16 protein-coding genes and 2 riboswitches are annotated in these 24,242 nt (G+C 40.0%); of the genes, 11 read left to right on the top strand and 5 right to left on the bottom strand.

Annotated elements, in window-relative coordinates:
• Positions 1 to 394: 394 nt before the first annotated feature.
• The gene (locus KS419_RS02695; RefSeq protein ID WP_217064547.1) at positions 395 to 547 is read left to right on the top strand and encodes a hypothetical protein; all 153 of its coding nucleotides are present in this window, start codon (positions 395 to 397) and stop codon (positions 545 to 547) included.
• Positions 548 to 575: 28 nt separating this feature from the next.
• Here the strand turns inward: KS419_RS02695 and KS419_RS02700 are convergent, their stop codons facing one another.
• Together KS419_RS02700 and KS419_RS02705 are read right to left on the bottom strand one after the other, a co-directional pair.
• Positions 576 to 1,586: an N-acetylmuramoyl-L-alanine amidase family protein gene (locus tag KS419_RS02700; protein WP_217064548.1), complete on the bottom strand. Its 1,011-nt coding sequence runs from the start codon at positions 1,584 to 1,586 to the stop codon at positions 576 to 578.
• Positions 1,587 to 1,677: 91 nt separating this feature from the next.
• The gene (locus tag KS419_RS02705) at positions 1,678 to 3,420 is read right to left on the bottom strand and encodes a histidine kinase N-terminal 7TM domain-containing protein (protein ID WP_217064549.1); all 1,743 of its coding nucleotides are present in this window, start codon (positions 3,418 to 3,420) and stop codon (positions 1,678 to 1,680) included.
• Positions 3,421 to 3,671: 251 nt separating this feature from the next.
• Here KS419_RS02705 and KS419_RS02710 point away from each other — a divergent pair, with 251 nt between their 5' ends.
• Together KS419_RS02710 and KS419_RS02715 are read left to right on the top strand one after the other, a co-directional pair.
• Positions 3,672 to 4,349 (top strand): response regulator transcription factor, encoded by a 678-nt coding sequence (locus tag KS419_RS02710; protein WP_217064550.1) that lies wholly within the window; start codon positions 3,672 to 3,674, stop codon positions 4,347 to 4,349.
• A 384-nt stretch (positions 4,350 to 4,733) separates the two neighbouring features.
• Complete coding sequence (locus KS419_RS02715; protein ID WP_217064551.1) at positions 4,734 to 7,535, top strand: LPXTG cell wall anchor domain-containing protein; 2,802 nt, start codon at positions 4,734 to 4,736, stop codon at positions 7,533 to 7,535.
• A 242-nt stretch (positions 7,536 to 7,777) separates the two neighbouring features.
• On the opposite strand, the gene KS419_RS02720 is transcribed toward KS419_RS02715, so the two are convergent.
• Positions 7,778 to 13,081: a S8 family serine peptidase gene (locus KS419_RS02720; protein WP_217064552.1), complete on the bottom strand. Its 5,304-nt coding sequence runs from the start codon at positions 13,079 to 13,081 to the stop codon at positions 7,778 to 7,780.
• On the opposite strand from KS419_RS02720, the gene KS419_RS02725 reads away from it, so the two are divergent.
• The 3 genes from KS419_RS02725 to KS419_RS02735 all read left to right on the top strand — a co-directional run bounded on the left by KS419_RS02725 (position 13,053) and on the right by KS419_RS02735 (position 16,631).
• The gene (locus KS419_RS02725) at positions 13,053 to 13,343 is read left to right on the top strand and encodes a hypothetical protein (RefSeq protein WP_217064553.1); all 291 of its coding nucleotides are present in this window, start codon (positions 13,053 to 13,055) and stop codon (positions 13,341 to 13,343) included. The two genes, KS419_RS02720 and KS419_RS02725, sit on opposite strands and share 29 nt — an antisense overlap.
• Positions 13,344 to 13,848: 505 nt before the next feature.
• On the top strand, positions 13,849 to 14,901 hold the full coding sequence (locus tag KS419_RS02730) for a M42 family metallopeptidase (protein ID WP_217064554.1): 1,053 nt from the start codon (positions 13,849 to 13,851) through the stop codon (positions 14,899 to 14,901).
• A 320-nt stretch (positions 14,902 to 15,221) separates the two neighbouring features.
• Positions 15,222 to 16,631, top strand: coding sequence for a TolB family protein (locus tag KS419_RS02735; RefSeq protein WP_217064555.1), 1,410 nt, complete (start codon positions 15,222 to 15,224; stop codon positions 16,629 to 16,631).
• 56 nt (positions 16,632 to 16,687) lie between these two features.
• On the opposite strand, the gene KS419_RS02740 is transcribed toward KS419_RS02735, so the two are convergent.
• On the bottom strand, positions 16,688 to 17,173 hold the full coding sequence (locus KS419_RS02740; RefSeq protein ID WP_217064556.1) for a DUF456 domain-containing protein: 486 nt from the start codon (positions 17,171 to 17,173) through the stop codon (positions 16,688 to 16,690).
• Positions 17,174 to 17,477: 304 nt separating this feature from the next.
• Between KS419_RS02740 and KS419_RS02745 the strand changes: the two genes are divergently transcribed.
• From KS419_RS02745 to KS419_RS02765, 5 genes are all read left to right on the top strand, one after another.
• On the top strand, positions 17,478 to 17,978 hold the full coding sequence (locus KS419_RS02745) for a hypothetical protein (protein WP_217064557.1): 501 nt from the start codon (positions 17,478 to 17,480) through the stop codon (positions 17,976 to 17,978).
• Between the two features lie 171 nt (positions 17,979 to 18,149).
• On the top strand, positions 18,150 to 18,716 hold the full coding sequence (locus KS419_RS02750) for a hypothetical protein (protein WP_217064558.1): 567 nt from the start codon (positions 18,150 to 18,152) through the stop codon (positions 18,714 to 18,716).
• A 185-nt stretch (positions 18,717 to 18,901) separates the two neighbouring features.
• The gene (locus KS419_RS02755; protein ID WP_217064559.1) at positions 18,902 to 19,414 is read left to right on the top strand and encodes an LURP-one-related family protein; all 513 of its coding nucleotides are present in this window, start codon (positions 18,902 to 18,904) and stop codon (positions 19,412 to 19,414) included.
• A 326-nt stretch (positions 19,415 to 19,740) separates the two neighbouring features.
• Positions 19,741 to 21,090, top strand: a complete 1,350-nt coding sequence (locus KS419_RS02760) for an MFS transporter (protein ID WP_217064560.1) — start codon at positions 19,741 to 19,743, stop codon at positions 21,088 to 21,090.
• 522 nt (positions 21,091 to 21,612) lie between these two features.
• A riboswitch (cyclic di-GMP riboswitch) is annotated at positions 21,613 to 21,708 on the top strand.
• Positions 21,709 to 22,389: 681 nt separating this feature from the next.
• Positions 22,390 to 23,523: a histidine kinase N-terminal domain-containing protein gene (locus tag KS419_RS02765; RefSeq protein WP_246593622.1), complete on the top strand. Its 1,134-nt coding sequence runs from the start codon at positions 22,390 to 22,392 to the stop codon at positions 23,521 to 23,523.
• 314 nt (positions 23,524 to 23,837) lie between these two features.
• A riboswitch (cyclic di-GMP riboswitch) is annotated at positions 23,838 to 23,921 on the top strand.
• A gap of 53 nt (positions 23,922 to 23,974) precedes the next feature.
• Here KS419_RS02765 and KS419_RS02770 read toward each other — a convergent pair.
• Positions 23,975 to 24,242 (bottom strand): hypothetical protein (locus KS419_RS02770; protein ID WP_217064561.1); only part of this gene is annotated, 268 nt, incomplete at its 5' end.

A 24,242-nucleotide genomic window follows, 5' to 3' on the forward strand; every position in this document is an offset into this window, starting at 1 on the left:
TCCTATCAGGCGAGCGGCGAGCGCAGCCATTGCCATACAAATAAAAGGAACTGAAAAAGTGTTTTTAAACTTTTTCAGTTTCTTCCATATTCGCTGCGGGGCACTTCGGAAGTGACAACCGAAGTCAAAGAGCGGACTTCTGTTGTCATTCCTCCACTGCCCTACGCTCGTGACCTTAGGCGAATACGCTTTTCTTATTGTCTAGCTCCATCGCCTACACGCATGGGAACTGTAAAAGTGGTGCTTTTCCACTTTTACAGTCCCTAAGGCACTTCGGAAGTGACAACCGAAGTCAAAGAGCGGACTTCTAGCTACTTCTTCGAATTCGCTGTCCAACGAGCGTTTACTTCAGTGGCAGCACGCGAGCGATGCAGCCCTTCGAATATGCTTCGAGTTGCCTCGACGGACAGGACGTCCTAATATCGGGCATGCCACAGGACGTGGCGTTCTGCCCGATGGACGGACAGGACGTCCTAATATCGGGCATGCCACAGGACGTGGCGTTCTGCCCGATGAACGGATCCACACTTGGAAGAAATACGAGTAGAGGAAGCACATAGGCGCTTCCTCTTTTCTTATCTCGTTTCAATTTGCTTCCAGTGAAAAAGTTTTAAGGGGAACGTCTGGTATTTTCCGTTCGCTAATTTGTTATTTGTTATAAGCTTATCAAACCGTTCTTGAAGACTAAAGAGTAGCTCTTCTTGAGTTGGTTCAGGATAAATATTCCGTTGTTTATCTTTATCAAACACGGTTACACCATCCATTTCCAAACCTACGGCAAACTTTAGTGCATCTTCTTGTTCTTCAAAGACTCCTAATTTTTCCATCTCTCTATCAAAAACTTCATATACTTTAAAATATTCCATTACCGTGTCTGCTAATGCTTGGGCGGCATCCCACTGAAAGGATTCTGACTTTATTAATTGTTCTTCCTGCGGATTTGTCATGAATCCCAGTTCCACTAAGATAGCAGGCATTCTGGCACTGCGAAGGACATAAAAACTTTGGTCGTTCCTTAATTCACGATCCCTTAGTCCTAAAGAATTCAGGAGATTTTGATGAGCTATCGTTCCAAGCCTTTTGTTTTCTGAAAGAAATTCTAATTGCATAGGATCAGGTGGGTGTTGCGGTTTATAATGATTTACTCCATCATAATAATATGTTTCCATTCCATGAGTAGAGGAACTATTTATATCTTGGTTAAAGTGAATGGATATGAAAATGCTATTGTCGTTGTTTCCTTCCACAAATCCATTGGCAACTTCCATTCTTTTTTCCAAGTCACCAACTTGTCCCCCACCAATAACTTGACGTAATATGGGAGCGAATTCCATATCCGCTGTTCTTGTCATCTGAACAGAAATATCACTAGTTGATTCAATAATTTCCCTTAACTTCAATCCAACAAGGAGGTTGGCATCTTTTTCACAGAACCCATCTGCCTCCCCGGAGTATCCACACGTGCCTGGGAATTTCCCCCCGTGGCCAGGGTCAATAACTAGAATTTTTTCAGCAAAACTGATGGTTGGTAGAGTGAAAAATAGTATGGATGCAATTACAATTATTTTAAGTCTAAATTGGGTCATTGATGTATTGTGCCTCCTGGTAGTAAAAATATATTAAATTTTAGACATGTTTTTCATTTTATCTATTATGACCATCTTCTGCAACTTCAGATTATCCATCTGACATATCATTATTCATGACAGGAAGGGTAAAATAAAAAGTAGAACCTTCCCCATAATTACTGGTGACTCCCATTTCTCCCCCATGCATTTCCACAATTTGCTTACAAATTGGAAGTCCAAGTCCATGACTTGTAGCCGTTTTATGATCTGTAAAATATCTAATAAAAACATTTGGTAAGTTTTCTGGGTGAATTCCTGTTCCAGTATCCCATACGAGAATTTTCAAATGACTACCCTGATTTTGAATGGAAAAACCGATCGTTGCACCCTTTTCAGTATATTTCAAGGCATTGCTGATTAAGTTATCAATGACACGTACTATACCATTATTATCAATAAAGATATCTGGTAGTGTTTTATCAATATTGCATTGAAAATGTTTTTCTTGTGACGTAACTTCTTCCTTAAGGATCTTACAAAGTTTTTGGAAGTACTCTATACTGTTTATTTCCTCAAAGACAAATTTTTCTGCTTTTGCTTCCAACTTTGTTAAGTACAAGAGATCTTCCACGAGCAAATGAATATACATGGATTTGTCATAAATATATTGAATATATTTTCTGTTTGTTTCAGCTTTACCGTTAAGCATTGCTTCGGAAAATCCAATAATAGAAGTCAACGGGTTCCTAAGGTCATGGGAAACATTTGAAAATAACTCTAGTCTTTCCCTTTCTGACTTCTCTAGTTCTCGGTGAAGTTGTTTATATTCAGAAACATCGTGTATAACCATGAGAAACCCAAGTAATTTATCTTTTTTGTCTTTTATATGGGAAATTTTTAATTCAAATTCCAGAGATTCTCCATCATTCCAGTAGTGATAATCAAATTTTTCAATTTGGTTTTGTTCAAAATCCTTAATATACTTGATTATCTCCTGAGGTGCCGGGACATTCGTGGCATCAAGTTTTACTTTTGAATAACTATTTACAAGTTGTTGGGCGGTAGAGTTAAACTCTACAATCCTATATTTCTTGTCAAAAACAATTATTCCGTCTGCCATATTCTCGATAATATAATCTTTCGCAATAGGGTAGACAGTGAAAACACTTTGTTTTCTTAGTGCAAAAAAGATAATAAAACCGGCAGGGATATAAGCAAGGGCAATAAAATCGAGACCATAATAGTTCAACCATGGTTGAGAAAGACCTCTAATAATAATGAAACTAATTAAAACAATCATAAAAATCGTCTGATTACGATTTGTCCCATTCTTTCTCACTACATTTGCTATGAGCAATACAAAGGAAAGTAAGACTAATAATTGAGTGTAAAAGATAAACACCGAACTCAAGGGTGTGGATTCGATAGCAAGCCTTGATATTCCAGAATACTGAAGCACATTTATTTCACTTCTCATCAAATGATGAATGGAATCTGTAAATATTAAGATTAAGTAAGCAAGGACTGGAAATAGGATAAAACCTAGAGTATTTTTCGCAAACCGACTTTTTCCCATACACTCTAAACTACAGGTAAACAATAAAACAGGTGATAAAAATAAAGGGATTTGCTGAAGGTTCCTCCAGACAATCATCGTCTCCAGATTCGTTGAGGTCACTTCAAAAATAGAAGAAACGGACTGAAATGCATTAAGAAGCAAAAATAAAATAAAGTATTTAGCAAAGGTGTTGCTACGGTATTTCAATGTTAGGAGGGCTAATATACACATGATAAGTGCACTTAGCAAAAATAATGCCGGATAGATACTTGCTGAAAAATTTTCAGTTATCATAGTCACGATTCCTTATGGTTGAGTTTAGGGATTAATAGTTTCGGGTTGGTAAGATCTGTCATTCCTTGTTGAGCAGTTGTTTAACTCTATGGTATATTAGTATGACGATAGTGGTTTTTCACTATATTTAACGATGGTACTTTAAGTATTATTATCGTATATTTTCTCATTTTTACAATAGTTTTCTTTTGGAAAAACCTTTAATATAAAGTGTTATAGTTCTAATTCACTTGTGATGGACGGTGGGAATGTTGAAAAAAATATTAATTGCAGAAGATGATGAAGCAATCCGTGATCTACTGGATATTTATATTGATAAGGAAAAATATGAAATCGTTTTTGCTAGCAATGGGGAAGAAGCGCTCCAGAAGTTTCAAATGGAAAAGCCTGATCTGATTCTTCTCGATGTAAATATGCCGAAAATATCAGGGATTGAAGTATGTAAAAAAATTCGTGAACACCATACCACACCAATTATTTTTGTGACGGGGCGCCGAGATTCGGAAGATGTGGTAGAAGGGTTAATGGCAGGAGCAGACGATTATGTCATCAAACCATTTGATAATAAAGTCCTTGCTGCAAGAATTGAAGCGAATATTCGTTTTAAAAAAATTGCAGACGAGGGAGACACTTTAAAAATTCAAAACATAGAATTGAACTTTCAAAAAAATAAGATACAAAAAGATGGGCGAGAACTTCAGTTTCATCCGCGTGAAATGAATTTGCTTTTTTATATGGCGAAAAATCCTGACCAAGTGATCAGCAGCAGGAAATTATATGAGGAAGTGTGGGAAGCGGATAGCCTTGGGGATACCTTAACCGTTTCGGTTCATATAAGCAGAATCCGTAAAAAAATAGAAGATAATCCAAAGGAACCGAAGCTCATTAAAACGGTTAAAGGAAGAGGATATATTCTATTAAAAGAATAATCAGCCTCGTATTATCATCACCTTTTAACTTTGTCGCTATTGTAAAAAATATTTAAAATAGAAATCCAGGACATTCGTTCTGGATTTTTTCCTTTTAGAGATTAAGAAAGTAAAAGTTATCTTATCGTTGTCTAGCTCCAGTATGGGTATTTGATACTAAAAATCAAGATTAAAATTGAAATTTTATAGTAGTTTTAAACTAGTTTTAATACAATCTCATCTGAATCTATTTTATAATATAATTATATAGTCCTTGGTTAATGGTAGATTTGGAAAAGATAATCTGATTCTTTTTGTAAAGAGATGAATTAAATTCTATTATCTTTTCCAAATCGTTCACTATTTTGAACACAACGTTTTTAGTAAGAAAAGGAGAGGTATGAGATGGAAAATTGGATACCGAGAAGTGAGAAATTTAAACGGAAAAAAGTTGGAAAGCATTGGATTATGTTCCTATCCTTTTTACTAGTAGCAACCCCATTTTTTCCAATTATCGCTCAAGAAAATGACGTTTTGGCGGAAAATGGAGGGAGAGAAGGAATTCAATCATCCAATGTATCACCGGTATTTATTCTGGAAAGAGATGCTGTACCAGTGGATCCAGCTTTAACGATTGATATTTCCACTACAACTAGTTTAGATCAGGCGTCGATTGTCATCAATGATTTTATGGTAGGGGATACTCTAAACTTTAATAATCAAAATGGAATTTCTGGAACTTATAATGATAATAACGGAGTGTTAACGTTAACGGGGAACGCCACTTTAGCTGACTATGAGGATGCGTTACGTAGTGTGACATTTTCAACGATTTCGACTGGTAGCATGGTGAGAGATATTACAGTTACAATTGGAGCAGCCCTTTATTTTGATCCAACCCAGCATTTTTATGAATTTGTCCCTGCTAGGGGAATTTCTTGGACGGAAGCAAAGGTTAAGGCAGGAGAAAGATATTTATATGGCCGTCAAGGTTATTTAGCAACGATTACTTCGGATGAAGAAAATAATTTTGTGAAAGAAAAGGCAGAAGGACAAGGGTGGCTCGGAGCCTCAGATTGGTATGAGACGATTAACTCTGCCTTAGGAGAAAACCGTTATGCCAATCAAGGGGAAGCAGAAGGCAACTGGTATTGGGTAACAGGGCCAGAAGCAGGAATGAAATTCTGGGAAGGGGAAGCAGATGGTTCCCCTGTCAATGGCATGTATAATAACTGGCATCACGAAGAACCAAATGATTATGGGGAAGGGGAATACTACGCCCATATTTTTGGTCCTGCTGGTGCTCCGTGGTCTACACCAAGCACGGCTTCCCAGTATTATGGTTATTGGAATGACTATGCTAATGAAGAAGACGTGGACGGATACATGGTGGAATATGGGGGCTTGTCAACGGATAATATAGCTCCAGTTGATATTTCAATGGGGAAAACGCTGAAAGTTTTTTTACTTATTCACCCGTTAACCGAAAATATCATTGTAAATGCCACGGATAATTCCGTGACTGTAACTGGTGTACCTGATAACACGGTGGTGAAGATTTATTTTGGAGAAGATTTAATTCGTACATCGGAACTTGTAAGTGGTTCTGTCCAATTAGACGACATTCCGTTAAATGAAGGAGATACTGTCCATGTATCTTTCACAGAAGAAGTAAAAGGGGTAGAAAGTGATCGGGCGGAACAAATCGCCGTTGTTCGTAGTGATGCAATAGTGATGGAGAATGCAACATTGGATTCTTTGGAGAATGGCAATGTCCTTTTAGTGGAGGAAGTTCCGGTTGGGGCAAAAATAAGCGTATATGATGAAGATGGTAATTTACTTGTGGAGGAAATTAATAACAGTGGAAGTACGTCCACACTTCAATTAGACGTAGGTCTACATGACGTTGTAAAAGTCAGTATTACGGAATCAAATAGATTAGAGAGTGATAGAATAACTGTTTTTTCCGAAAGTTTAAAGAAGGAGATGGAAGATGCCATCGATGAGGCTAACGGGGCTTTGGACAGGGCGAATCAAACGAAACTTGATTACAGAGAATCCGGTGGACATACGGATGATGCTGTCTACCGTGATGTGGAAGAAGCCATTCAGGTGGTGGAGGACATCCTTGCAGCAGAGCCAGTAAATAGGGAGGCATTGGAAGAAGCGACGGCATCATTAAATGATTCTGTTGAAGCATTAAAGGAAGTACAAGATATATTGGCACTAGAAAATGCCATATTGGAGGCTGAGAATACCATTGCCGATGGAGAAAAGGCAATGGAGAACCACTTATTTGTTGGTGGTGAAGATAGTGAACTAGAATTCATCAATGTGGATACTAGAATCTCGATTTTACAGGACCTCTTAAACGCAGAGCCGAAAGACAGGGAAGCGATTGAAAATGCGACGGAAGACCTCCAACAGGCAGTGGAGGAATTAGAGAAAGCCACAGCAGCAAAAGATCTGGATAACCTGGTGAAAGCGGCAGTTGATGCAAAGAAACGGGCAGAAGAAGAACAAGGAAACTACGAAACGGCTGGTGGGAAAACGGAGGACAGCGTATATGAGAATGTTGCTTCTGCCATACGTGAGTTGGATGATGCATTAAATGCGGAGCCAAAGGATAGGGATGAATTAGAATTGGCAACGGAATCTCTCCAACTTGCTGTAGACGAACTGGAGCGTGCAAGGAAAGACTTGGAATATGCTAACGCGATGAAGGAACTTGCGAATAGTATAACATCAGCAGAAAAGGTATTGGAATTAGCTGGGAACGCAATGAGACGATATATTTCAGCAGGTGGAACTATCTCTGATGATGTATATACATCTGTTGAACAAGCGGTAGTACAACTCAAGGCTTTGCTTGGAGAAGATCCTCAAAATAGGGAAGCCATTGAAGAGGCAATCAGGGAACTGGTTACACGCATCTTGGCACTTGATACACTAACAGAAGAGATGATTCAAGCGGCCAAGTCCGAAGAAACGGAAGAAGGGGACGTTGAGATTTCACTTCCGGAAGAACAAGTAGAAGAGGAGTCTGCACTTTCTGAGGAGGGGGCAGGAACTGAGACTACGATGGAGAACTTACCAAAGACGGCAACAACGATGTATTCGATTTTATTAGCCGGTCTTATCTTACTGTCTATAGGATTGTTGCTGTTGTTTGGGGGGCAAAGGAGAAAACCAAGGTTCTATTGTTAAGACATTAAGAAACACACTTGGTTATACACCCCAGCAATACCATAAAAAACATACGATTATCGTTTCTTAATAAAAAGTGATGTGCCTATACTCACGATCTCCTAAGGCAGTGACTTTTAGGAACTAGATTCAGTAGCAGATGCACTTAATAAAGGAGGAAGTCATCCAGTGGATGACTTCCTCCTTTTCATACTTTAATGCTGTTTTCCGAGTGTTAGGTGTTTTTCCGGCTGAGTTCTTTCTTACTCAGACCATTCTTCGATCAAAGCTTCTGCAGCTTCTCTTAAAGTTTCCTTCACTTCATCAGAAACATTTCTCATGTGGTTACTGTCAATACGGGACAGGAACAACTCCAATTGGTTAATAGCCTGGTTAATGCGCCCGCCGCTATAGTGTTTTTCAGCATTGGATAGGGCATTCCCCAATTGGTTCCCAGCTTGTCTCGGAATTTCACCACTGTCCACTAACTCATCGATGAACTGTTCCAACTCTTGAGGGGTCATTGGTTCTTCTTCGATGACGGAAAGGGTACCACCGGCAACAGCACTTGCTGTATTTCCTGCAGCATCAGTCATTGTTATCTCAATAACTGCATTCTCAAAGTGGGCATCTGGTGCTGTCCATGTACCTTCGTACACTCCTGGTTCTACTTCCACCATTTGTGTGCCCACAGAATTAGTGCTCATAGCACTTGGAATAGTTACGCGGAAGCTTGCTTCTCCACCTTCCGAATCACTCGTAAAGGAGACCGTGACACTTTCTCCAGGTGCAATCGTAACATCTTCTGAAGGTTCGATATTTTCAATCGTTGGGTCTGTCCAATCGACGAAAATAGTTACTGTCTCAGAAGAACTATTTCCGGCTAAATCCAAGGCCTCCACCGTAAAGGTGTTTTCCCCTTCATCAACAATTAATCGTTGAGAGAAAGCCCCGTCTTCATCAGTATCAACAGTTGTTCCATTAATAGAAACAGTACTCAAGTTTTCATCAGCAACAAAGCCTGCAACGTCCACCACTTGGGCGTTTGTCACTGACCCTTCTGAAGGTGATTCAATAGTGATTTCTGGTGCAATGGAATCTTTAATGACAGTGATTAAATTTGATGGTAATGGAATTCCATCAGCGTCACCTTGAACAAAGATTTCATTTTCCCCTTCAGATAGGGAGATTGTGGCAGTAAATGGTCCAGAACCATCTCTTTCGGCAATCCCTGTTTCTTCTCCATTGTTGTAGACAGTGATTTCACCGTCACCACCGAATTCACCGGTAATATCAATGCTGTCTTCTGAAGTATACAATCCATCTTCAGGAGAAGTAATTTCCGGTGCTTGGAGTGCGTACGCAACATTAGCACGGATCATAAAGTTACCGTTATCGAAATGCGGTTCAAATGCACCGTTTATATATAGATAGGATCTTTCTGCATTCGGGAATTCTTCATCCGTTCCTACTGCTGGAGAGAAGTCTCCGATTTGGTCTTGCAGGGTGGTAATGTAGAAATCCCTGTCTGTTGTAAAACTATAGTCGGTTAAATCGATATAGTTCCAGTCACCGCGCTCCACTTCCACAGGGACAGGGCCAATTACCCGCTCATTCGGATTTCCATTTTCATCTGTATCGTAAACGACAATATTGATTTCATTTCCGCCTGGTGATGGGAAATCAGATCCCCAGATGAACATGTTTACACCTCTTATTTCGGCCATTCCATCTGGTGAGAATTTGACTCCTAGCCCATTTCCGGCTGCGTTTAGTACTAATGCATTTTCTGCAATTCCATTATCATAAGCAATTTCATCTTCATATCCGATGAATTGCTCTAAGCTGATGTTCAATTCAACGACTTCGCCACCCTCGACGGTTACATCATAATATGCAGGATGGTAACCTTGGGCAGTGACGTGTAATGTGTAATCCCCTTCGTAAATATTTTCCATCAGGAAGTTTCCACTTTCATTTGTGGTTACAGATGGGACGAGTGGATCTTCCACTACTCGGATAGATGCATCCGCTACAGGAAATTCTGTGAATTGGTTCGTAACTGTTCCTTCGATATTTCCGGAAGGCAACGGATCTAGGATAAAGTTATGATAGGTTGTTTCATCTTCTGTAATGGACAGGGATACTTCTTCAGGATAGAATCCATATGCTTCCGCTCTTACGGTTACAGTTTCCCCTTCCTCGGTTGCTCCACTGCGGAGTGTATATTCTCCGGTTAATGGATTCGTATTAGTGGTTCTGTTCGTTTCCAGAATGGTTACTGTTCCGGATACAGGAAGTCCGTCAGAAGAAAGGATATTGCTTCCACCGGAAACTTTTTTGTACTCGTAGGAAGCAGACTCCTTTTGAATCACATATTCCATCTCGTAACCTGATAGTTTTTCCCTTGATGTATCAACCGAAACACGTTCCAATGGCGTTGATTCTGTCTGGATACTAGGTTTCTGTTCAGTTCCATTTTCAACGGCACCTAATACGTAGACATCATCAATGTACCAGCCTGGACGGGTAACTGAACCGTCAGTATCTAAGGCAAAACGGAATTGAATTGTTTCTCCGATATAACTGTCTAAGGAAATTTCTCCTGTATTCCAGTTTTCAAAGACATTAGTATAGGATTCTAAAGTATCCCATGTGGAACCGTTATCGCTGGTTACTTCCACATAACCGAAATCCCAGTTGTTTTCAATATTCTGCCAGTAGGTAAAGTTTAGTTCCGCAAAGGAAAGGTCTGCACTTAATTCAATTTCTGGGCTCATAATCCAACTGTCTTCATTATTGTTGTAGCTTCCAGAAAGGTTTGTTGCCCATAGGCTTTCACCAGAGTAAGCTTCCCCAGGACCGGACGTAGGTACACCCCACTCCCAGCTATTATTTGTTCCGCCAGTAGTAAATCCTCCATTGTCTGAATCAAAATCCGTGTGGAAGATGAATTCCACAGCAGGAGGAATTCCGGAAACTTCATTGGAGTAGTCACTTTCATTGTCAGAATAGTCAAATGCTGTTACAACATAAAAATATTCAAGACCAGCCTCCGTAGCATTATCGGTAAACTCCGTATGTGCGGTAGTACCGATCATTTCATAATTGGAACCGGATGTTGTTGTCCGATATATATTGTATCCATTAGTATCCGGTGCAATGGAAGCATTCCACGAGAGGTTAATTCCTGTGGAAGTGCTTGACGCTTCTAAACCGGTTGGGGCATCTGGTGCTTCTGTGTCTTCTCCCACAAGTTCCACATTATCCAGGTACCATCCCGTGTACTCAATAATACCGTCAGATACTAACTCGAATGCCACAAAAATAGGGTTTTCCGAACCAGCATATGGATTTAAATCAATAAACAGGTTTCTCCACTCTTGATCACGGGCTGAAAATTCATCAATTAATTCCCATGTTTCACCTAAATCGGTGGATATACCAATGAAACCATAATCCCAACCTGCTTCAATGTCGTACCAGTGATTTAGTCTTAAGGATGCTTCTTCCGCATCACGCAAGTCCATTGGTGGCAACAGTAACAAGTCTGCTGCATTTGGAGGATAATTTCCGGAAAGGTTTGTCCCAATCACTTTCGACCCGACTACAGGATCTGGGCTATCTCCGGATGGTTCACCCCATTCCCAACTTCCGTTCATCTCCCATCCTAAAGGATAGTCCTCAAAGTCTTGACTATATTCCCCAGGAACGATTCCAAATTGTACTTCCACAAAAAATGTATCAGTGGCAGTTGTATTCCCACCAAAATCATGGGCTAGAATCTGATATTCAAAGCCTGGTTCAATGGAATACATTGGTGGAATAACAGCTTGGTAATTTCCGTTTAAGTGATCTCCAGAAACACGGGATAGGGGAATAGAGATATCTTCTTCCAATGTTTCATGACTTAAAATAACTTCTGCTTCTAGAACTGCCACATTATCTGTGATCGTTGCAGTTATTGGAAGCTCTAACCCTGAAAAGGTAAAATCAATTGGATGATGTTCAATCGTAGGTGGTTCTTCATCAGAGCCATCTGTCAGAACTTGTCCACTAATAAATCCGGTACCATCAGCAATGAGGGATACTGCCTCAAAAGCATTGACTAATCCCATCCCATAACCATCGTTTGGTACTTCTGTATATTGACTGTCTGTTAATGGTGTAGCTGTTTCATTCATGATTTCCTCAAGCTCATCGGGAGATAAGGAAGCGTCGATGGATAATAATAAAGCAGCGACTCCAGAAACATGCGGGGAAGCCATAGATGTACCACTCCACAATGGTCCACCTTCATAACTGCTTCCAGGCACGGATGAACGAATGCTTACACCTGGTGCTGAAAGATTAGGCTTTTGATCTCCAGAATAGTTCGCAGGACCACGGCTTGAAAAGCTGGCAACTATATCATTACTGTCTGTTGCGGCGATCGCGTAGGACTCTGGATAATTAGCAGGTGGTGTTACGGTCTGTGCACCAGGACCATCATTCCCAGCAGAGAACACTGGCAATTGTCCGGCGTCACGCCAAGCTGTAACCATTGGGCGATACCACTCATCTATACCAGGAGCGCTCCCCCATGAATTTTGGACAATATCCGGTGCAAGGCTAGGATCTCCCTCAGGTGCCAGCATGTATTCCCCTGCTGCCAATAAAGCATCTCTTGGACAACCGGCAGAAGAACAGGCAGACGCTGCAATCCATTGGGCACCTGGTGCCACCCCAATTTTGTTATCACCGGTTGGCTCTTGTCCCATCACTGTCCCGGTAACATGTGTTCCATGACCGTGAGTATCGAATGGTAAAGAATTGTTTCCAATTCCATCGTACCAGTTCCCAAAAGCATCAGGATTATCTGGGTCTTCAGGGTTGTAACCGCGGAAATTATCCTTTAGTGCAGGATGGTCCCACTGTACTCCTGTATCAATTACACCAACTACAATTCCTTCACCGGTAACGCCGAATGTATCCCATACGTCAGGTGCTTGCACCCTTTCGATGTTCCATTCAATGCTATCATCACTGGCGATAACAGGTGGTTCTTCCCCTTTAACCGGTTCCACAAGCTTCTCCAGTGCATTTTCTTTAATGGAGGCCACTTCAGGAAAATAGGATAGTTTTTCTATTACTTCTTTGGAGGCAGTAACGGAGATGACATTCATGATATAAAAGCTTTGAAACTCTTTAACGTCTCCTGCTTCCTTCGCTTTTTCAAGTGTTGCGATAATAGGTTCTTGTGTCGTTTTGGCCGCCGTTTGCAGACTGTCCACAACAGCATAGCGGGCAGTCATTTTTTTATGATGGTCTGTTGCATTTAGGCCAGCTTTTTGCTTCGCTTCTGCCGCAACCTTCGTTGTATCCACTTGTTCGGTTAATTCAATTAATACTTCAACGTACTCACTCTTTTCCAGGTCTTTCATGATGGTATTCTCTACTTTTGCTTCCGCCTGCTTTTTTGTTACCTCTTTCATCGTTGTTATATCTTTGGAGTTGCTGTTATATCCGCTGGTATTGGCAGCAACGGATGCAAATGGTGTGAATAACAAAATAAGAATGAGGATCACAGATATTCTTCTAGTAATTCGTCGATTAAAAATAATAGATTCCTCCTTTAATTGGCTATTTACAGACTTGAAAGTTGTGAAAGAGATGAACCTCCTTTCTGAACTGGGATTGTCTGTAAATGTTCATTTGTATCGTATTTTAAATTTTCTGATAATACAATGTGTGATATTCGACGGAATTTGGGATGGGGCATGCAAAGTTGTGCGAACAGTGACAGTAGGAGTCCCATTTGTTCGGAACATGGTTGGGAAGGAATGGTAGCCCCCGAGAACCCTCGAATAATTGGTAAAGTAGTAACGACCGACAATCGGGAGGTGACAGGCACCTCCCGATATTTGTCGAATACAAGGTATTATGATTGGTATTATTTGGAGGTAGTTTCTATGAGATGGGATGAAAGGTATATTTTATACTAGATTCATAGGGTTTTAGTAATAGATAGAGTGCTTTTTTGTAAGTGGTGGGGGAAATAGGAAGGACAAGTTTAGGAGCTTGTACCCCACTCTCTAGGTGGGGACAGATTACTTTTGTATTCCATAGGAGTATTGGAAGGGTTTTGTGGTGCCGCACGCCATGTTTCTGGTTAGATGGTCTTTGGATTTTTGTGTGGTTCGGGGTAAAATAGGAGTATGGATGGATGTTTTTATTTAGAGATAAGAAAGCCGCTCGTGACCATAGGCGCTTACGCTTTTCTTAAGTTTCTGTCCAAGTAATTTAGAAGGTTAGGATTGACGGCATCATATTCGTACATAATGGAGGGGTTTAATTGGTATATCCTAATTCTGGGGAAACAGTGGATTTAATTAAGACGTTGGTTTCGATTCCAAGTCCGTCTGGAAATACTGGAGAGGTTATTTCGTTTGTGGAGGGCTTTTTAGGGAAGTTAGGTGTGGAAACTCATCGAAATCGAAAAGGAGGTCTTATTGCTACGATTCGTGGAAAGGATGATTCGCAGCATCGGATGTTAACGGCGCATGTGGACACCCTCGGTGCGATGGTAAAGGAGATTAAGTCCAGTGGTCGATTGAAGTTGGATCTGATCGGGGGCTTTCGTTACAATGCAATCGAAGGGGAATATTGTGAGATTGAAACGGTGTCGGGGGAGAAGTTCACTGGGACGATTTTGATGCATCAAACCTCGGTCCATGTGTATAAGGACGCGGGTAAGGCGGAGCGAAATCAGACGAATATGGAAGTTCGTATTGATGCGATGGTAAATAGTGCCGAGGAGGTTCGGGAACTGGGAATTGAGGTGGGGGATTTTGTTTCCTTCGATCCAAGGGTACAGCTGTTGCCGAACGGTTTTTTGAAATCTCGTCATTTGGATGATAAGGCGAGTGTAGGGATATTGCTTCAGCTGATCAAGCAGGTGGTTGTAGATGGGCTGGAACTTCCTTACACGACTCATTTTCTTATATCCAATAATGAAGAGATTGGGTACGGTGGAAATTCGAATGTGACGCCGGAGACGGTAGAGTATTTGGCAGTGGACATGGGTGCCATGGGTGACGGGCAGTCAACGGATGAGTATACGGTATCCATTTGTGTGAAGGATGCGAGTGGACCTTACCATTATGGGCTGCGGAAAAAATTAGTGGATCTGGCAAAGGGAAATGGGGTTGGCTATAAGTTGGACATTTACCCTTATTATGGGTCAGATGCATCCGCGGCAATTCGATCGGGCAATGATATCGTCCATGGGTTAGTGGGACCTGGGATTGACTCATCCCATGCCTATGAGCGTACACATGTGTCGTCAATTGAGAATACAACGAGGCTCCTTTATCACTATTTACTGTCTGAAATGGAGCAAGTGTAATTTAAATAAAAGTTCACAAAAAAGTCGGGGACCAGGTCCCCGACTTTTTTGTGTTGTTTTGGGGGATTGCTTGAATTGTTGTCAGGAAGGAGATGGAGGGAAGGGGATACCAATCCAGATACTTGAAAGAATGGGAGAAGATAGGGAAAGGTGTTCAATAGAATTAGTTATATTTGGAGTTTTGGTTAACATAAGGGAAATGGTTTTATGAATCGTTTGTTTCAGTATAGTACCTTTCAGTATCGTTCAGTATCATTCTTACTCTGCTACTTCTGCCATGCGATTCGTGAAGCAATATTTTGAGGATGGAGGACTCATTTATGGTGACACGCAAAACAATTAAACATGTTAATAGGTATTATAATCGAATAATCAAATTTATCCCGATGACACTATTGATTGTGCTGCTTTCATTTTTTCTTCATCATGAAGTCATTCAGGCTAACCATATAGACTTGAAAAAGAACCGGCAAAATGAAATTCCACCAGCAGTTTCACTAATATCTGCACCGTCACAAACACCTGCTTTTACTCTTACTCCCATTCATCGGGTTTCACACCACAAAAATCTAAAGGCTGCGTATAACCATAATGACCAACTTTGGATCAAGACGGTTAAGGGAGAAAAAATGATTTCTGATACCCCCAGCAACCAAACGCCTAAATGGTCCCATGATGGGGAGTGGCTTGCCTATTCCAAACCATTGAAACAGAGTTCCAATCAAGAGGAGATTCTTGTTTATCATCTAGAGACGGATTCCGCTTACTCTGTGTTTCAACAAGGTTATCAGTTCCAGTGGGCACCAGACAGGAATATTCTGGCGTTTAAGAAGGATAGTGTTGGTGTTCTAAACGTCATTGATTTTCGTGATGGAAAACCGGGTCCGTTTTTTAACGTGGCTACAGGGGTTGATAATTACACTTGGATGCCAGATGGATCGGGATTTCTCGTCACTTCAAATGGAGAGAAAAAGTTGGATGGGTGGACCAATCCTGTTTTATATAAAATCAGATTAGACGGGGAGACGGAGGCAGATGTGAAAAAAGGGGAAAGATTTTTTACCGTTCCAGGAACGCTCCGAAAAGGGGGCAGTGAGATTCTGTCAATCGGAACAGGTAAGTTTCGTTGGTCCCCGGACAGAAGTTGGATTGCGTTCAAAGTTCATCCCACAGCCTCATGGGCAATGGACAATAACATGCTCACAGTATTGTCGGCAGACGGGAGAAATTTTGATATTGTCGGTGAAATGGCAGGAGGATTTCATTTTCACTGGGCACCAAACCGGAATCTGTTAGGTTACATTGCCGGGGAAGGTCGATTAGTTTTTGGATTTAAAAATAAACAGTTTGAAGTGGAGGAATATCATGGTTTTAGGTCCACACCTTATACACCGGAAAACTTTGTTGACCTAAGTTTTACTTGGACAGATGACCGCCATGTCATCGTTTCGAGGGCAGAGGAACAAGATTGGTCCAATGATCCTGCCAAGCGGGTCCTTCCGGAATTAATTCATATAGACATTGATGAAAATACCCAACAAAACTTATTTGATCTACTGTTTGATTATGGAGATTTTGATCCGGTCTATTTAAGTGGTGCAGGGAAAGTGGCTTGGGTACGATCGAATTGGGAAAAACATGAAGTGTGGATCGGAGAACCTGATGGATCTTCTGCTGAAAAATGGATTGAAAGTATAGACCAACAGGGAGATGTGTTCTGGTATAACTAAAGAGGTGCCTGTCACTTGTCGAATTCGACAAGTGACAGGCACCTCTTTCACCTCTTTCATCCTAGTAGGACGTCGATCAGGAAGATGATAATAATTGTCAGTTGGATAAGCCCCTTTGCAAATGTGCTGCTTAGAAATGCTAAAAGGGTACCAATGGAAACTTTAAAGGATTCTTTCCATGTCCTGTCCTGGACCATTTCAACGATAAAAACGAGGATGAATGGAACGATGAGTATACCAAATGGAGGAATGACAAAACATCCTATGATGAGACCTATGGTAGCAGCTCGCATACTTGCCTTCGATCCACCATATTTTTTCACAAAATAGAGGTTTGTTAATAGGTCAGCCAAAAAAATTAGTATTGTTAATATAATAGCGCTCATCCATGTCCACCAGGAAAGAGCGTCCGGATTAATGAAAAAGTGAAAAATGGCAATGCCGCCCCAAATCATTAAGATCGCAGGGATGATCGGGTAAATAAGTCCAATAAAACTGACGATAAAAAAAACTACAATAAGGATCCATAAAAATATTTCCATAAGAACACCTCGATTTATAGTGAATTATTAGAATTTTTGGAATATAATTGATTGGAATAAATGGAAAACGACATACAAAAGCCAAATGCCAAATGCAGACTACATTCCCTATTATACGGAATAGAAGATCGAATTTAAACGGGGAGCTAATGAAAACAGGGAAGTTTACTCTGGTGTATGAAAGAATTCACCTACAAGGAATAGACAAGTTCCTTACAGAAAGGAGACGGAAGCACCATTTACACCATTTAATTTAACTCCGGAATTACGAATACAACCAAAATAAGAAAGTAGGAATGGAAGGATGGTAACAACAACTTATTACTATAAGTCCACGCTATTTTTCAAAGGAAAGGCAGAATTAAAGAATGGGAATGAAGAACAGATTGGAATTCTGGATTTTAGGGATGAGCAATCACTTGGTGTGGATGTGTTGGATTTGGATGGGAATCTCCTTTTGAAGGCTGATTTCTTGGCGTATAAAACCCATGACTGGGTTGTAAGAGATGGGTCAGGAAATTGGATTGGGACTTTGAAATTGGAGCCCACATGGTTTGCTGAAAAATACATTTACGATGCCGGCAATATGGGCTCGTTTCCAATTACCCCAAAGAAGTCCCGTCACTTTAAAATGCGTACTAGTGATGGAATGGAAATTGCAGAGTTTTATGATAAGCGTAGACTTTTCAGGGCCATACCTGTTTATGAAATAAAACTAGGTCCCGCATATGACAACATTAGTAAATGGGAAGCGATAGTAGTTATGATTGGAGTTTTTTATATCAAATTCCGGATAAAATCATGATCATTTATTAAATTTATTAGGATTTGTTATTGTTCAATGTTGATTTTTCGCTTCAGACACCGGGCATCTTCGTTGCAGTTTAATTATTTAAAATCAGCATTATCATTTAACATATCATCTCCATAATTGTTGGCTGAATAAACCGCTTGAAGTAAGGTAGGGGCATCGTTATTGGAAAAATATGAGATGGAAAGTGAGGAAATTGGAATGCCGAATTCATTGATATTTTTTAAGCTCCCATTAGTGTTGAAAGGGAAATACGAGATTCTTAATGGGGAAAAAGAGCAACTGGGAACGATAGATTATGGGGAAGGATTAACAACAAGTGATATGGATTTGTTAGATATGGAAGGGAAGATTCAGGTTCATGGATACCCACCTCCTGTTGATCCATCGAAAAAAATCCAGTTCGTGGAGAAGTCTTGGTACCTCACAGATGGTGAGGGAAGCCAACTTGGTAAAATAAAACGACGCCAGCCGTTATTTGGAGAAAAATATGATTATGACGCTGGAGATCGGGGGTTTTACACCATTGTCTGTAAGCCTTATTCAAAGAATTATAGAATCATTAATAGTGGTGGGATAGAAGTGGTGCAGTACCGTGATGTGGAATCGGCGTTTAAGGTTACAAGGGTATACAAAGTGCAACTGAATAATATTCACACAGAACCAATCAGTGTCTATGAGATCGTTGGCATGATCATCGGAGTACACTTACTAAGGGCGCATAACCGTTAAATGCCTAAATCAGTATTCCGTATTGGATTTTAGGGAGTTCGGAAGATTATAAACAATTTTTATCAGATCATTCGTGAAACTAAGCCGAGAGACAGAAGTCCAAATTCAAAACGGAGAGAAGGATTGAAACTATTAGTGGCAAATCATCGTACATATACTATGATATTTGAAAGGAGAAGGTATCGATGCCACAGTCTACCATTTATTTTAGGGATAATTTCTTCTCGTCTGGAATTACGGAAATTTTTAACGGAGACAAGGAGCGTATTGGATCTCTAGATTTAAAAAGTGCCTTTACCTCCAGTGTTGATGTACTTGATCAAAACGGTAATATTACAGTAAAGGGGCATTTCCCTGTTTTTTCCTTTCGTTGGAACATTTCTGACGGGGATGGAAATGCGCTCGGAAGCCTGAAACAACGAATGTCTTTTTTTTCAAAAAAATACGAGTATGATGCTGGAGAACGTGGGATTTACTCGATTAAATCTGAAGCATTTTCCAAAGAGTATCAAATTCTAAATTCGGATGAGGATGTTATTGCAGAATTCCGGCGCTTAAGTGGATTCTTTGAGTCCCCTGTCTATCAGTTAACAAATCAATCAGAGAATTTATTTAATGATGAAGTGGTGGCATTGGTCATGGGAGTGAATATGATCAATAAACGAAACCAAAGTAGCGCCAACACAGGGGCACATTAAAACATAACAGATGATGGGAATGGGAAAAAGAAAGTACCTTTATTAAAATGAAGTGAGGCTGTCCTAATATGTCGTTGAATAAAATGACTTTGAGGGGCAGTCTCCTCTATTGCATCATAGTTCAATAATTAACCTGAGAATGCAAGATATCTCCAATCCATCAACTCGGCTACAACCACTGATTCGCTAATAACCCCGTCTCTCCATTTTCCTAAGTGATCCCGAAACGGAATGAACACAAACTACAAACTTCAAACTGCCACATCCCCAAAAAGTTTGCTAGAATAGTAGACATCTGTGTTTATAATACCAGAGGGGGATCTGAAATGCAGCAACAGCGAAGCAATGATCAGTCAAAAAATTATCCTAATAATTCCCATAATAAAAATCAACATTCCCGAAAAAAGATAGTACAGAAAACACCATTTTTCTACGGCTGGATCATCGTAATCATCGGTGCGTGGGCCGTGTTCCTATCAGGGCCTGGTCAAACCTATTCCGTCTCCATCTTCATTGACGCTTACGTGGAGGAATTTGGCTGGAGCAGATCACTTATCTCAACCCTCTATTCCGCTGCCACCATGGCATCAGGAATAGTCATGATCTTTATGGGTAAACTCATAGACCGAGTAGGCCAGCGCTGGATGTCTGTTTTCGCCGGTATTATGCTCGCCGTGGCCTGCTTTTTCAACAGTCTCATCCTTGGGCCATTCATGCTCCTAATCGGATTTTTCCTCATCCGCCTTTTCGGTCAAGGATTGATGGAACTGGTCCCGAATACTCTGATACCTCAGTGGTTCGTGCGAAAACGGGGTAGAGCATTTGCATTCATGGAGGTGGGAGGATTCCTCAGCTCAGCCGCATTGCCCCTCGTAAACGTGTGGCTCATTCATCAATACGGTTGGAGCGGAGCTTGGCAAGTGTGGGCCGTCGTACTGCTGATAAGCTTCGTCCCACTTGCCTGGATATTCGTGCATAATCGTCCAGAAGACTTTGGATTACTGCCAGACCAGAAGAAAACTTTTGGGGATCAAGAACACACTCCGTTGGAAGTGGTATCTCAACAAAGCAAAACAGATACGAGTTTTTCCACAATAGAAGAAAATAGCTGGACATTAGAACAGGCGATACGGAGCTGGGTATTCTGGGGTGTTCTCTTCTGTATAGCTGTTCCGGCCATGGCGAATACTGGAATGACGTTTCATATCGTGTCCATCCTTGGAGGAGGGGGAATGACGCGGGGAGAATCAGCATTTATACTCAGTATCATGGCCTTGATAGCATTTCCAATCAGTTTTTTCGCTGGATTTCTTTTGGAGCGCATGCCATTGTATAAGCTATTTGCCTTTACTTTTTTTATTGAAGCAACAGGTGTCCTAGTCTTAATCATGGCAGACAGTTACAATATGGCCCTGCTATTTGGAATATTGAGAGGGGTTGCCGGAGGGTTTGGGACACTATGTATCGCCATGATCATCCCACAATATTTCGGACGGGCACATCTTGGAAGTATTAAAGGGATAGGTTTTACATCCACTGTTATAGCGTCTTCGTTAGGACCATTACCATTTGGTATTGCTTTCGACTGGTTTGGAGGATACACCGAAATTCTACTGATTATGCTCATATTTTTTCTGCTGGCCACTGTTATTGCCTGGATTAACCGCAAACCATAATCAAAAGGTACTAGGTAATTGTCAAAAGAAATTTGTAGAAATGCCCACATCTATACATGCTACCGGAATAAATAAAACAGCACTGGATCCCCCTAACTCAGTGCTGTTTTCCCAGGTCACTAACAAAAAAACATTCAGAACCTTAAGCGATTTTAATATTCTTATTTGTTCTTACAACACTTTCCTTAAAGAATAACGGTGCTTGATCTGTCTCCCAATTACCAGTTTACACCCATTTGATACACAGACCCTTGGGAACCGAGGCCACTGAAAAAGTTTAAAACCACTTTTTCAGTGCCTCCCCACGCAAAGTTAATGAAGCGCATACATAAGTATATTAATAGATTATAAGTAAATCCTGCCAGACTTTAATAAAGATAGAATAGAATTCAAAATTGAGATTCGATAGGTATAAATACCTAGTTAGAGATTCTAATGTTCTATCCAGTGGAATTTTTTAGTTATAATTCCTTATGGTAAGATATGAATCATATGGATGATAATATAAGAAACACCATAAATCGTACGAAAGGGCAAAACCATTGAAAAATGGTGACGCAAAGCTAAAGGGGCTACGTCGTTACGTCGTTACGTGGGATAAGCCAGCCAGTTACCGAATACATAGTTTGCTGAAGAATGTCCGTTACATTCGCAAACCGCTAAGCTTTAACGCAAGGAAAAGCGGAATTGCACAAGAAGGTGACATTCGGAAGCAACGGTAAAAAACCTATCGTCGATTTGGTGTATGATAGGGGGACTTATGGTGAAATCTTTACAGAAAAATCGTTTTATGAACAATGGCATGTTGAGCTACAATTTATGCCGATTCAACCACTCCCAAAAACAGCGCCTAGAAATTTGGACAAGTCTGCTTTCACCACGAAGAACTTCTAAAGTTAATAACAAGATAAAAGTGTGCATCTAATCAAATGATTAGGTGCTAGTTTGACTCCATCAATAAATCGATCTTGTTTCAACGAGTATATGATATAAAATAAAGTGACTCTAAAATTCGCTTGAAAATGTTATGGTACTGGAGCTTGGCGTCCAAAAAATAGTAATCTTCAAATGAGATAGGGGAGAGTAGGATATAATACTATTTTTCTTATGGAAATTTAGCGAAAAAAACTTAATTAATACCCACAAAATGTAAATATAATACGAATATATTTTAAGTTCTAATCATATTTTTTCAATATATGCGATTATTCGTCATCTATATAGGAAAATCGGCATTCAAAGCCAAAAAGAAATTCATTACCACAAGGAATAACTTTATCTGAAAGGAGGTTTATTCTTTTGAAGCCATACACAGAGAATTTAAAGGATATCTCAAAACTTGTCATTGAACATCTTGAAAGACAAGAGACTAACTTTATGGAACTGTGGGAGACAAGTATAGTCACCAGCAATAATGATATTTTTAAAGAAGATATTAGAGAAAATGGATATCAAATGTATTTATTAGTCAAAAAAATGTTGCTGGGAATTACCTGTGAAGAAAATTTGAAGAATTTGGCCCATAAAGTAGCCCGGGAACGGATGGAGGCAGGAGTCAACATAGGAGATTTTGTTTATAACGTTAATAGAGGAAGAAGTATTATCGTTAAATACGTAATTGAATCAGGTGTACCTCATAAAGAACTTCAACAGATTATTGAAAACATTAATGAGTATTTTGATCAATTTTGTTTCTATGCAGTATCGAGGTATACCACTCTGAAAGATAATGAAATTCAAGAAAAAACCTCCTTTATTCAGCAAACACATAACGATCGCCTAGCGGTCCTTGGGCAGCTATCTTCTAGTTTTGTACACGAATTTCGAAATCCGCTCACATCAATCATAGGATTTAATAAATTGCTAAGAAAAGAATTAACATCACATCCCTATTTAGATATTATTGATCAAGAACTGGATCAATTAAACTTTCGAATCACCCAGTTTCTACACACATCAAAGGCCGATTCGAAGGATAAAAAAGTGGATGAGGTGGATTTACACGAACTGCTCGATGATATTTTGCGATTTTTGTATCCAAGTATCGTGGAAGGGGACGTAAATATAACAACTCATTTCAGTACGGAGTTGAAAATTCACGCAAATAAGGAAGAATTAAAACAAGTATTTTTAAATATTCTCTTCAATTCCATTGATGCGGTGAAACAAAATAAACGGAATCGTGAGATCGATGTGACTTGTGATAAGCGGGAAGGTCATATCTATATAACGGTGAAAAACAATGGGCCAGTCATTCCAAAGAGTGTCCAGGAAACAATCTTTGAACCATTCTTTACAACGAAAGAAAAGGGGACTGGAATAGGTTTATACGTTTGTAAAAAAATAGTGGAAAAACATGGGGGAGATATTTCCTGTGATTCCAACAATCGAGAGACACGATTTATTATTAAACTTGGAACATGCATGCAATAGCAATTTATAATGACACATCTTCGTTAATGAAGGTGTGTCTTTTCTGATTCTTTAGCGAGAAAACTCTATTTTTAAAAGATAAGAATATATAAAATTTTGCACCATCGGGCATTGTCTAGCTGAAACTTCCATTTTATATGTTTAGATCTTTTAGTTAAGGGAATAGGAAATCTATGAATGAAAATATTTCAGATGATATATCACTAAAGTACTATGTATGTGACTGAAAATGGAGTTTATTGTCTTATTTTGTAGAAAATACTAGACTTTATACTCATGTGTAAATATAATGGCTATATGGAATTAAATAGATTTTTCGAAAATGGCAAACTTATCGAAAGGTGAGGACGCAAAGCCACGGGCCTAAAGCGAAATGCAATGGTAGCCGGGTTACCGGGAAAACATGCGATGAGTATGCCATTTTCTGGTATGCTTTTTTGTTCGTTTAGTTTTAAAAGATAAGAAAGTATAAGTTTTTGCACCTTCGGGCAAGTTGTCCAGCTCCAGCGCCTACTCGCATGGGAACTGAAAAAGTGGTGCTTTTCCACTTTTTCAGTCCCTCAGCAATGAGCGTAGCCGTCGCAATCTTTAAAAAGCATGATAGGAGTGTTTTTTTTCCTATCATGCGAGCGACGAGCGCAGCCATTGCCATACAAATAAAAGGAACTGAAAAAGTGGTTTTAAACTTTTTCAGTTGCTTCTTAATCGCTACGGGGCAC

This window comes from Evansella tamaricis (assembly GCF_019042215.1).
GTDB lineage: Bacteria > Bacillota > Bacilli > Bacillales > Salisediminibacteriaceae > Evansella > Evansella tamaricis.

Excerpts from the sequence above, each read along its gene's own strand:
- KS419_RS02700 (WP_217064548.1), bottom strand. The coding sequence starts at position 1,586 with ATGACCCAATTTAGACTTAAAATAATTGTAATTGCATCCATACTATTT.
- KS419_RS02705 (WP_217064549.1), bottom strand. The coding sequence starts at position 3,420 with ATGATAACTGAAAATTTTTCAGCAAGTATCTATCCGGCATTATTTTTG.
- KS419_RS02715 (WP_217064551.1), top strand. The coding sequence starts at position 4,734 with ATGGAAAATTGGATACCGAGAAGTGAGAAATTTAAACGGAAAAAAGTT.
- KS419_RS02735 (WP_217064555.1), top strand. The coding sequence starts at position 15,222 with ATGGTGACACGCAAAACAATTAAACATGTTAATAGGTATTATAATCGA.
- KS419_RS02740 (WP_217064556.1), bottom strand. The coding sequence starts at position 17,173 with ATGGAAATATTTTTATGGATCCTTATTGTAGTTTTTTTTATCGTCAGT.
- KS419_RS02745 (WP_217064557.1), top strand. The coding sequence starts at position 17,478 with ATGGTAACAACAACTTATTACTATAAGTCCACGCTATTTTTCAAAGGA.
- KS419_RS02755 (WP_217064559.1), top strand. The coding sequence starts at position 18,902 with ATGCCACAGTCTACCATTTATTTTAGGGATAATTTCTTCTCGTCTGGA.
- KS419_RS02760 (WP_217064560.1), top strand. The coding sequence starts at position 19,741 with ATGCAGCAACAGCGAAGCAATGATCAGTCAAAAAATTATCCTAATAAT.